This window comes from Collinsella aerofaciens, from assembly GCF_015553355.1.
Taxonomy (GTDB): domain Bacteria; phylum Actinomycetota; class Coriobacteriia; order Coriobacteriales; family Coriobacteriaceae; genus Collinsella; species Collinsella aerofaciens_V.
This window is the reverse complement of the sequence record NZ_JADNGN010000007.1, coordinates 20534-31489: the sequence shown is the minus strand read 5'-3', so window position 1 is coordinate 31489 and position 10956 is coordinate 20534. Positions and strand designations below refer to the sequence as shown.

7 protein-coding genes are annotated in these 10956 nt (G+C 61.3%); 5 read left to right on the top strand and 2 right to left on the bottom strand.

All coding sequences use genetic code 11. The annotated features are described in order from the left end of the window. On the bottom strand, positions 1 to 266 hold a 266-nt coding region (locus I2D57_RS03230; protein WP_195361457.1), incomplete at its 3' end, for a hypothetical protein. A gap of 212 nt (positions 267 to 478) precedes the next feature. On the opposite strand from I2D57_RS03230, the gene I2D57_RS03225 reads away from it, so the two are divergent. The 3 genes from I2D57_RS03225 (at position 479) to bilS (ending at position 4871) form a co-directional block, all read left to right on the top strand. Further along, positions 479 to 2332 carry an ABC transporter ATP-binding protein gene (locus I2D57_RS03225; RefSeq protein WP_195361456.1) on the top strand — a complete coding sequence of 618 codons (1854 nt, stop codon included), beginning with the start codon at positions 479 to 481 and terminating at the stop codon, positions 2330 to 2332. Next, the gene (locus I2D57_RS03220) at positions 2333 to 4192 is read left to right on the top strand and encodes an ABC transporter ATP-binding protein (protein WP_195361455.1); all 1860 of its coding nucleotides are present in this window, start codon (positions 2333 to 2335) and stop codon (positions 4190 to 4192) included. A gap of 127 nt (positions 4193 to 4319) precedes the next feature. Further along, positions 4320 to 4871, top strand: coding sequence for a flavodoxin family protein BilS (gene bilS / locus I2D57_RS03215; RefSeq protein ID WP_099432355.1), 552 nt, complete (start codon positions 4320 to 4322; stop codon positions 4869 to 4871). Between the two features lie 528 nt (positions 4872 to 5399). On the opposite strand, the gene I2D57_RS03210 is transcribed toward bilS, so the two are convergent. Then, a complete protein-coding gene (locus I2D57_RS03210) occupies positions 5400 to 7700 on the bottom strand; it encodes an LTA synthase family protein (RefSeq protein ID WP_195361454.1) in 2301 nt (766 codons plus the stop codon). Between the two features lie 213 nt (positions 7701 to 7913). Here I2D57_RS03210 and I2D57_RS03205 point away from each other — a divergent pair, with 213 nt between their 5' ends. Continuing rightward, a complete protein-coding gene (locus I2D57_RS03205) occupies positions 7914 to 8762 on the top strand; it encodes a nitroreductase family protein (RefSeq protein ID WP_195361453.1) in 849 nt (282 codons plus the stop codon). Between the two features lie 159 nt (positions 8763 to 8921). Then, positions 8922 to 10949 (top strand): KUP/HAK/KT family potassium transporter, encoded by a 2028-nt coding sequence (locus I2D57_RS03200; RefSeq protein ID WP_195361452.1) that lies wholly within the window; start codon positions 8922 to 8924, stop codon positions 10947 to 10949. Positions 10950 to 10956: the final 7 nt, after the last annotated feature.

Sequence of the window (10956 nt, the reverse complement as noted above, 5' to 3'; positions counted from 1 at the left end):
GGACTTGCGGCGTCTTTTGCGGCCTCGAGGTTTTTGAGCGCTTCCTGCATGGCTGCATACGCTTTTTCTTTTGCGGCGGCCGCGTCTTCTGTCTGCGGGGCGCCCGAATTGCCGTTGGCGGCGCTCGTCTGCGAAACGGCCGCACCGGTGGGGGAACTGGTTTCTGCCGCGATCGCCGTTACGGGGGCGATTCCCGCGACAAGTGCCGCGGAAAGGGCGATGCCCACAGTTGCTCGTCTTGCTCTTCTTGCGAGAATGTCGTTCATCTCGGCACCTCATTTCAAGGGTCGGCGACTAACTTGGTAGCACTAATGTAAGTATACCAAGCGGTCGACCCGACACTGGCTGGGCATGCGCACCTCTCCGCTTCTTTGGAAACCGAACCCCATTAGAAATGACGAGTTGTTTACGCTTCTTTGGGGCGACAGTACTATCATGATTCGAATTGAGTGTGAATGATGATAGGGAGCGCCTATACATGATTGAGCTGCTCAGGCGTTTTGGTGGTAAGTTTCGCCGATATATGGTGATTGGCCCTGCGTGCAAGCTGATCGAAGTGATCTTTGACCTGCTTACGCCGCTGGTGATTGCCCAGATGATCGATCAGGGCATCGGCGCGCACGACGTGGACGCTGTCATCCGTTACGGCGTGGTGCTTGCCGCCATGGCCGTGATCGGCATCTCGTTTACGCTCGTCTGCCAAAAGATGGCGGCGCTCACCTCGCAGGGCATGGGCACCGACATCCGCGGCGCGCTCTACCAGCACATCAACAAGCTGAGCTACGCCGAGCTCGACCGCTTTGGCACGCCCTCGCTCATCACGCGCATTACCAACGACGTCAACCAGGTGCAGCTTGCCGTGGCACTGGGCGTGCGCATGCTTATCCGCTGGCCCTTTTTGGCCGTGGGCTCCATGTGCGCGGCCCTTGCCATCGACCTTAAGCTCGGCGTGATCTTTTTGATCTGCACGCCCGCCATCGGCCTAGTGTTTTGGGTTGTCATGGCGCGCTGCATCCCGTATTACAAACAACTGCAGGCAAAACTCGACCGCATCGCGCTCATTTGCCGCGAGGGGCTTTCGGGCGCCCGCGTGGTCCGCGCGTTTGTGCGCGAAGACCACGAGCGTGAGCGCTTCGCCCAAGCTGCCGATGACCAGGCGCATGTCGCCATCGCGGTGGGCAAGCTCTCGTCGATCCTGAACCCCGTCACGTTTTTGGTGATGAACCTGGGCGTGTGCGCCATCCTGTGGGTGGGCGGTATCCAGGTCAACGTGGGCGAGCTCACGCAGGGCCAGGTCATGGCGTTTGTGAACTACATGACGCAGACCCTTACCTCCATCGTGTACGTTGCCAACTTGGTGGTGGTCTTTACCAAGGCGAGCGCCAGCGCGTCGCGTATCAACGAGGTGCTCAATTGTGAGCCGAGCATCACCGACGAGGGCAACCAGCCGGTCGCGCTGCCCGAGCCGGGCGCGATGGTCGCCGCCGCCCCAGTATCAGCGCTGAGCTTTGACCATGCGAGCTTCTCGTTTGGCGCGGGCGCGGCAAATGCCGTCGACGATGTGACCCTGGAACTGCCGTTGGGCAAAACGCTCGGCATCATCGGCGGCACGGGCAGCGGCAAGTCCACACTCGTCTCGCTTATCCCGCGCCTGTACGATGCGGGCGCCGGCGGCGTGAGCGTGATGGGTGCCAATGTGCGCACGTGGCCGCTCGACCAGCTGCGCCATGTGGTCGCGACCGTCCCGCAACGCGCGTCGCTGGTGAGCGGCACGATTCGCAGCAACCTGACCTGGCGCGACGAGACGGCGACCGACGAGGAGCTCTGGGCCGCGCTCGATATGGCGCAGGCCAGCGAGTTCGTGCGCAACAAGCCCCAGGGCCTGGATGCCCCGGTCGAGGCGGGCGGCAAGAACTTTAGCGGCGGCCAGCGCCAACGCCTGACCATCGCGCGCGCCTTGGTGGGCGACCCGCAGATCTTGATCATGGATGACTCCGCCTCGGCGCTCGACTTTAAGACCGACGCGGCGCTTCGTCACGCCATTCGCGAGCGCAGCACGCGCGGCGCCGCCGAGGGCGGGTTGCCGCTGACGACGGTGATCGTGAGCCAACGCGTTTCAACCGTGCGCGATGCCGACATAATCTGCGTGCTCGATCACGGCTCGGTCGCGGGCCTGGGCACGCACGATGAGCTGTACGCGACCTGCCAGCTCTACCGCGAGATCTGCCAGTCGCAGCTTCGCCGCGAGGAGCTCGAGGGCCAGCAGGGGAGTGCGGCGCTCGCGTCCGCTCCGACCGCCCCTGCATCTGCCTGCGCAAAGGAGGGCTGCTAAATGAATCCGTACACTTCCTCCGGTTCGGTCGCCACGATGACGGCCAATGTGTCCGGTAACGATAACCTCAACGACCTGGGCGACGGTCCGCGCCAGCCCGGCGACCCCGAGCGCTATCCCGTGGGTGCGGTGACTCGCCGCCTGATGGGCTACGTTCGTCCACACCGCATTTCGTTTGCGGCGTCGTTTGTGAGCGCCGCCATCTCGGTGATCTTGCAACTCTATACGCCCATCCTCATCGGCGAGGGCATCGACCTGATCGTTGCCGCCGGGCAGGTGGACTTTGACGCGCTGCTGCCGCTCGTTACCAAGCTCGCGCTCGTCGTGGTGGGCGCGGCGGCCTTCCAGTGGCTGCAGGGCTACTGCGTCAACCGCCTGTCCTACGAGACGGTGCGCGACATGCGCGTGGAGGCGAGCGACAAGCTCAGCCGCATGCCGCTCAGCTTTATCGACGGCCATGCCCACGGCGACCTCATGAGTCGCGTGGTCAACGACGTCGATCAGGTGGGCGACGGTCTGCTGCAGGGCTTCACACAGCTCTTCACCGGTGTTATCACCATCGTGGGCACGCTCGCGTTTATGCTCTCCATTAATCTGACCATGACGCTCGTGGTGGTGCTCGTCACGCCGCTTTCCATTTTTGCAGCCGGTGCTATTGCCAAGCTCTCCAACAAGAGCTTTACGGCGCAGCAGCGTATTCAAGGGCAGCTCGGTGGTCATATCGAGGAGTACGTAGGCGAGCAAAAGCTTGTCGACGCCTTTGCCTATGGCCCGAACGCCCAGCAGCGCTTCGATGCCCTCAATGCCGAGCTCTACACCGCGGGCGAGCGCGCGCAGTTTATGGGTTCGCTCTCCAACCCCGGTACGCGTTTTATCAATAACATCATCTATGCCGTGGTCGCTGTGATCGGCTGCGTGGGCGTGATCACGGGCGTGCCCGCGGCGCTTACGGTGGGCGGCGTGCAGATCTTCCTGTCCTATGCCAACCAGTACACCAAGCCGTTCAACGAGGTCACCAACGTCATTACGCAGATCCAGACCGCGTACGCCTCGGCGCGCCGCATGTTTGCGCTGCTCGATGCCCGCGAGCAGGAGCCCGATGCGGCGGATGCCGTGGAACTTGCCGCCCCGCAGGGCGAGGTCGCCTTTGAGCATGTGGACTTTAGCTACGTGCCCGATCGCAAGCTGCTGCAGGATATCTGCATCGAGGCCAAACCCGGCATGCGCTTTGCCCTGGTCGGCCCCACGGGTTGCGGCAAGACGACGCTCATCAACTTGCTGCTGCGGTTTTACGATATCGATGCCGGACACATCATGGTCGATGGCCGGTCTTCGCGTGACTACACGCGCGCAAGCCTGCGCCGTGCCTTTGGCATGGTGCTGCAGGATACGTGGCTGTTCGAGGGCACGGTGGCGGAAAACATCGCCTACGGCTGTCCCGACGCCACGCGCGAGCAGGTTATCGAAGCTGCCAAGCGCGCGCATGCGCACAAGTTTATCGTGCAGCTGCCAGGCGGCTACGATACGGTCATCGGCGAGGACGGCGGCACGTTTAGCCAGGGTCAAAAACAGCTGCTGTGCATTGCGTGCGTTATGCTCACCGATCCGGCGATTCTGCTGCTGGACGAGGCAACGTCGAGCATCGATACGCGTACCGAGCTGCAGGTGCAGGCGGCATTCGACGAGCTCATGGCCGGTCGCACAAGCTTTGTCGTGGCGCACCGCCTGAGCACCATCCGCAACGCCGACTGCATTCTGGTGATGCGCGACGGCCAGATTATCGAGCGCGGCACGCACGACGAGCTGCTAGCGGCAGGCGGCTTCTACGCCGAGCTCTACCGCAGCCAGTTTGCCCAGTGAGCAAGCCCGTGGGGCAAATTAATCAATCGACAGACGGTGGTTTACATCTGTCACGTAAGTACTAAGATATTCATCTAATAAATTGCATTAGTGGCTTTAGTTTTGGGGGAAACGAGGCAACGTGACTATGACGTGCTCTCTGGTGGTTAACAGCAAGAGCGGTAATACCAGGATGGTTTCGGGCGCGATCAAGCGCGCTCTGCAGGCTGCGGGTGTTGAGTTTGTCCATGCCGCGGCGTTGAGCGACGATGCGGATGCAGATCAGGTCGCGCTCGAGGCACAGGGCGCCTGCGCGGCCGACACGGTGCTCGTCGGTTTTTGGTGCGACAAGGGCGCGTGCACGCCTTCGGTCGCGGCGTTGCTCTCCGCCTTGCACGGTAAGCGCGTGTTCCTGTTTGGCACCTGCGGCTTTGGGGCCGACCAGAGCTACTATCAGCAGATTATCGACCGCGTAACTTCCAATTTGGCTGGGGATGCCGAGCTTGCGGGCTGGGCGATGTGCCAGGGCAAGATGGGCCCCGCGGTCAAGCAGCGCTACGAGGCCATGCTCGAGCAAGATCCCGACAACGCCCGATTTAAGATGCTGCTCGACAACTGGGTTGCCGCGAAGGACCATCCCACCAAGGAAGATCTGGACAACATGGCTGCAGCCGCCAAAAAGGCCGTTTTGGGCGAGTAGCTTCGTCGTTCGCGGTCCTTCGTGCAAAACAATACAAATGTGAAAGCCTCGAAATTCTCGAGGCTTTTTTCTTGACACTCATAGGCGCAACCGTGGCAAGCGTTTGGGGTGACATTTTCCATCACCACGATGACGAGGCTGTCCTGGATGACACGCTCTCATGCGTTCGCTGGATGTATTCAGAGTGGGACGGGCTTTCCGGATGGATGGGGTTTCGGAAAGTGCGTCCCCCACAAGCGGAAACTGCATCCCATTCCGGACGTGAATTCTGGGACACGGTTTCCGGATGCAAAAAAGGCCACAAGACGTGGCCTTCAACTTATATATGTTGCGGATACCCCCCCATGACAAGCCGCGCTCCAACAACAGGGCGTCTGTCCGGGCGGAGGCATATAAGGTTCATCGCGAGTTCCGCACGCAAAGGAGGCCACTTAATGTGGCCTCCGTCTTGCGCAGGACTGTCCGAGCAGGGAACCTTATATGCCTCCGCCCGGACAGACGTTTCAGTTGTGAATTAGCAGCGACCCGCTACTTGATCTTGGTTGTACCCGGTGCCAGGTTGGGGTCGGTCTCGTTGGCCTCGGTCTGGAAGTGCTCGGTGTACACGTTCTTGCCGTCGCGGAACATCTCGTAGTACTGCATCTTGGCGTAATCCTCGCGCGCCTTGGTTGCGGCAGCGGCAGCGGCGTCGTCACCGGTGACGTTGGAGGAGAGCGCCCAGCGCAGGCTGGCGTCCTCGTAGCCCACGGAGTTGATAGCGGGCAGCGACTTGCGCAGCGTCATGTGCGCCTTCTGGTAGTCGGTCAGCGGGGCACCGATCAGCTGCATGAGTTGCGTGGACAGGTAGTTGGTGGACAGGTCGTCGACCTCACTCGTCTGGTCGCAGCCGGCAACGTCGTAGTTGGCCCAGATGATGTAGTCGGTCTGCCACAGGCGCTCTTGATGCGTGGCGTCGTCCTCGCCGGTAAACCACTTGTCGTTGAACTTGGACGGGAAGAACGGCTGGTGATCGCCCCAGAACACCACGACTACCTTACGGTCGAGCTTGCTCAGGGCGTTGAGGAAGTAGCGAAGCGCCTGGTCGGACTGCTCGATGCACGAGACATACTCGTCGACATCGGAGAGCGTGCCGTCCTCGACGGTCTTGGCGTCCAGATCGGTCGTGTCGATGTTCAGGTGCATCTGCTTGTCGACCGGCAGCAGACCCGTGTCGTAGCCCGAGTGGTTCTGCATGGTCACGTCGAAGATAAACTGCGGATCGGCGTTCTGGTCGAGCAGCTCAAGAATCTTGTCGTAGGTCGCCTGGTCGGTCACCATGCCGCGCAGGGTATCGGCGCCCTGGAAGTCGTTGATGGACAGGAACTGGTCAAAGCCAAAGTCCTTGTAGACGTTCTCGCGGTTCCAGTTGGTTGCGTGATTGGGGTGCATAGCCGTGGTGGAATAGCCGAGCGATTTGAACTGCTCTGCCAGGTTCCCGGTCGTTTCCATGTTGTAGATGGTGTAGGGGTACACGCCCGAGCCCAGGTTGGCCATGGAGTTGCCGGTCATAAACTCAAACTCGGTATTGGCGGTGCCGCCGCCGTAGGCGCTCACGTAGAGCTTGCCGCGGCTGAGGCAGTTGGACAGGCTCTTAAAGTACTGCGGACCCTCGTAGCCGGCGCGCATGTTCTGGTAGATCGACAGATCCGAGAACGTCTCGTTCATGATGGCGATGACCGTGGGCTTCTCGCTGTCGAACTGCTCCTGGGCGGCGGCGCGCTCGTCGCTCTTGGCCGCGTCGGACTTGTCGTAGGCCTTGGCGTACTTTTTGAGCGTGGCCTTGGCATCGTCGACGGAGTAGTCGGCGGGTTTGGGCGGCTTGATGGACTGTGCCGCACTAATAAAGGCAGGCAGGTAGCCCTCGCGCCAGTAGCTCTCGAGCGGACGCCAGGTGTAGACGGTGATGCCGAGAGTGTTGTAGTAGTCGATGAGCGTAACATGCGCGGTCACACCGCCCAGGCACAGCACGGCCACGAGCAGGTTGGTGAGCAGCATGCGCTTGGCGTTGGCGGCGCCCTTCTGACGGTGCGGTGCCACCAGGCCAGCGTACTCGCACAGCAGCATGGCGATGGCGGTAAAGCCCATGGACAGCACGCAGAACAGCGAGATGGAGAAGGTGTAGCCGGTGCCGGCGACCGCGGCGGCGGTGGAGATGGCCGAAAGGTCGCCCGGCTGGATGGGCATGGACTTAAACGTGATAACGAAGAACTCGGCAATGCCCAGGATAAAGAGGGCAAAGGCCAGGACCGCGGGGGCTGCGCCGTGGCGCTGGAATAGGAAGAACAAGCCGACCATGAGCGTGGTGATGATGGCCCACTCGAGCAGGATGCACAGGGGGTAGACCCAGGTAAAGTCGTGGTTGGACGATACCTCCATGCCCAGCAGCGCAAAGACGCCGCCGAGCAGCAGGCACAAGACAGCCGCGACGAGCGGTTTGCCCACGAAGGCGCCGCGCAGGCGGGCAAGCTTGCCGGTGGGGGCGGGGGCGTCGGGCTCGGCGAATGCAAAGACGCGCGGAGCGATGCGGTCGCGGGCGATGCTGGCCCAGGCGCAACCGGTGAGAATGGCATTGGTCAGGATGAGCATCACGAAGGCGAGCGGCTCGTTTTGGGCGACGAGACCAATAGCGCCCCAAATGGTCAAAAAGAGCTGGAACAGGCCGAAGGCGACGCTCCACCCAAGAGCGCTTTTGGCAACGGTGCCCGACTGAGCGCGAATGGCCTTGGCCTCGCGCAAAACAAGGTAGACGGTCGCCGCAAGACCGACGAGCGAGACGGCGGCAGCGAACATGCTGAGACTCCTCACAAACTAAAACCTACGAAAGCGGGGGTTTACCCGATTGTTACCAAGATATGCGCCGCAATTGGTGTCTGCGCACAACAACCAGCCATATTAACGCGCACGTGTGGCGGTGTGGCGCAATGTAGTGGCGACCTGCGCGATAATGGACGGGAATTACACGGAAACGTAAAGGCTTCTTAAAGAATTAGCGAGGATGATGCGATGAACGAGCAGGTTTGCACCAAGGCTGTGGATACGAACGGTTATCCGGTCGAGACGACGGGCAATGCGGTGCTGGACACGTTGGAGCACCGTTCCTCCACGCGTGTCTTTGCGCGTGATGACGACGACCGCCCCGTGGCGGTGACCGACGAGCAGCGGGCGGCGATTCTGCATGCGGCGAGTCGTGCGCCGTCGGCAGGCGCCATGATGATGTATTCCATCGTAAGCATTCGCGAGCAGGCTACGCTGGACCGCCTCGCCGACCTGTGCGATTACCAGCCCATGATCGCCAAGGCGCCCTGGGCACTAATATTTGTGGTCGATTATGCCAAGTGGATCGATCTGTTTGAGCACGTGGGCTGCTTTGAGCCCGAGTTTGTCGAGCGTACGGGCAAGGCGCCCCGCCGCGCGCCGGGTTTGGGCGACTTTGCCATCGCGGCCCAGGACGCCGTGATCGCTGCGCAAAACGCCGTGGTTGCCGCCGAGGCCCTGGGGCTGGGGAGCTGCTACATCGGCGATATCGTCGAGAATGCCGAGGAAGTTGCCGAGCTGCTGGACTTGCCGCCCTATACCATGCCGCTGTCGATGCTCATCATCGGCACGCCCCGTAAGGAGCGTCCGGCCATTGCGCATCCCGTGGCGAACCTGGTGCACGAGGAGCGCTACTGCCGCGCCGATGCCGCGACCATGGACGCGCAGGTGGCCGAGATGGACGCGATGTTCCGTCCGCATGCCCGCGAGGTGGGGGAGCGCGTCGTGGACATCTATACCCGTAAGCACACGAGTCCCTTTATGGCCGAGATGAGCCGCTCCATGGAGTGGTGGTTCAAAAATTGGCTTGGAAAATGACGAATGTGACAAAGGGAAAGTCCCTTTGTCACATTCCATATCGCCGAGGTGGCTTAAAGGCTGTATAAATGTTTATCTAGCTGGGAAAACAGTGCCATTCAAACATGGGCCGATTACCTATAATTCCTTCGAACATTAAAGTTGGGAGGAAACCGGCTTATGGAACAAAAGGCCAAGGAGGCAGCTTCGCACGCTGCGATTCCTGTGAGCATCTCGGCGATGCTCGTCACGCTGGGCGTGGTGTACGGCGATATCGGCACCAGCCCTATGTATGTAACCAAGGCGCTCGTTGCCGGCAACGGCGGCATCGGAAGCGTCACGGAGGAGTTCGTGCTCGGCGCGCTCTCCCTTGTCGTGTGGACGGTCACGCTGCTGACCACCATCAAGTATGTGCTCATCTCGCTGCGCGCCGATAACCATGGTGAGGGCGGCATCTTTGCCCTGTACAGCCTGGTCAAGCGCTGCGGCAAGTGGCTCATCATCCCCGCCATGCTGGGTGGCGCCGCGCTGCTCGCCGACGGCATCCTGACGCCGGCCGTTACCGTTACCACGGCCATCGAGGGCCTGCGCACCATCCCGGCGGTCCATGCCGTGCTGGGCGATGATCAGGGCCGCGTCGTCGCCATTACGCTTGCCATCATCATCGCGCTCTTCTTGGTACAGCGCATCGGTACGGCCAAGATCGGTCACGCCTTTGGCCCCATCATGACGCTGTGGTTCCTGTTCCTGGGCGGCACGGGTCTGTTCTTTGTCTTCCAGCACCCCGCCGTGCTGCTGTGCCTCAACCCGCTGCGCGGCATCGCCTTTTTGCTGAGCCCCAACAACCACGCGGGCATCATGATTCTGGGCAGCTGCTTCCTCGCCACCACCGGTGCCGAGGCGCTCTACTCCGACATGGGCCACGTCGGCCGCGGCAACATCTACGCTACCTGGCCGTTCGTTAAGTGCTGCCTGCTGCTTTCCTATATGGGCCAGGGCGCTTGGCTTATGAACAACGCTGCCAACCCCGAGCTCATGGGCATTGCCGATCTCAACCCGTTCTACCAGATGCTCGCCCCGGGCCTGCGCCCGTTTGCCGTAGGCCTTTCCACCGTCGCGGCCATCATTGCCTCGCAGGCGCTCATCACCGGCGCATTCTCGCTGGTGTCCGAGGCCAGCCGCCTGGACCTCATGCCGCACATGCAGGTCTTCTACCCTGCCGAGACCAAGGGCCAGCTCTACATCCCCATGGTCAACAACGTCATGCTTGTCGGCTGCGTCATCGTGGTGCTGCTGTTCCAGAACTCGGCGCATATGGAAGCCGCCTACGGCCTTGCCATTACGCTGACTATGATGTGCACCACGCTGCTGCTCTTCTTCTACCTGCACGAGGAGCGCAAGCTCAAGGTTGCTCCGTGGATCTTCGCGGCCTTTTTCCTTTTGCTCGAAGGCTTCTTCTTCGTGAGCTCGCTCACCAAGTTCTTCCACGGCGGCTACTTCACCATCCTCATGGCTGCACTCATCATGGGCATTATGGTGTGCTGGTACAACGGCACGGCGGTCGAGCAGCGCCAGTTTACGCTGCTGCCGCTGCGCAGCTACCTGCCGCAGCTCAAGCGCCTGCGCGACGACGATCGCTATGAGCGCATGAGCGACAACATCGTGTACCTGACCAAGGACACCCATACCGATTACATCGACCGTGATATCGTCTACTCGATCTTGGACAAGCATCCCAAGCGCGCTCGCGCCTGGTGGTTCGTGAATGTCGAGACCATGGACGAGCCGCATACCTTTGCCTATTCGGTCGAGACGTTCGGCACCGACTACGTGTTCCGCGTGCATCTGTACCTGGGCTACAAGATCAACCAGCGCGTCAATGCCTACCTGCGTCAGGTCGTTCAGGACCTGGCTGCCACCGGCGAACTGCCTGCGCAGACGCATGACTACTCGGTCTACAAGGATCCGGGTAACATCGGTACGTTCAAGTTCGTCCTGATCCGTAAGCTTCTGGCGCCCGAAAGCGATGTGGAGCCGAGCGAGCGTACGGCCATCACGCTCAAGTACATCATCCGCCGCGCCGCCGGCACGCCTGCACGCTGGTACGGCCTGGAGAACTCCAACGTGAGCTTTGAGTACGTGCCGCTGTTCACCAAGTTCAAGGCCGTGAACAAGATGCAGCGCCTGGCCCCCAACGAGCGGCCGTAGGCGCCGA

Coding starts and splice junctions, on each gene's coding strand:
- bilS (WP_099432355.1), top strand. CDS start 4,320: ATGACGTGCTCTCTGGTGGTTAACAGCAAGAGCGGTAATACCAGGATG.
- I2D57_RS03225 (WP_195361456.1), top strand. CDS start 479: ATGATTGAGCTGCTCAGGCGTTTTGGTGGTAAGTTTCGCCGATATATG.
- I2D57_RS03200 (WP_195361452.1), top strand. CDS start 8,922: ATGGAACAAAAGGCCAAGGAGGCAGCTTCGCACGCTGCGATTCCTGTG.
- I2D57_RS03205 (WP_195361453.1), top strand. CDS start 7,914: ATGAACGAGCAGGTTTGCACCAAGGCTGTGGATACGAACGGTTATCCG.
- I2D57_RS03220 (WP_195361455.1), top strand. CDS start 2,333: ATGAATCCGTACACTTCCTCCGGTTCGGTCGCCACGATGACGGCCAAT.
- I2D57_RS03210 (WP_195361454.1), bottom strand. CDS start 7,700: ATGTTCGCTGCCGCCGTCTCGCTCGTCGGTCTTGCGGCGACCGTCTAC.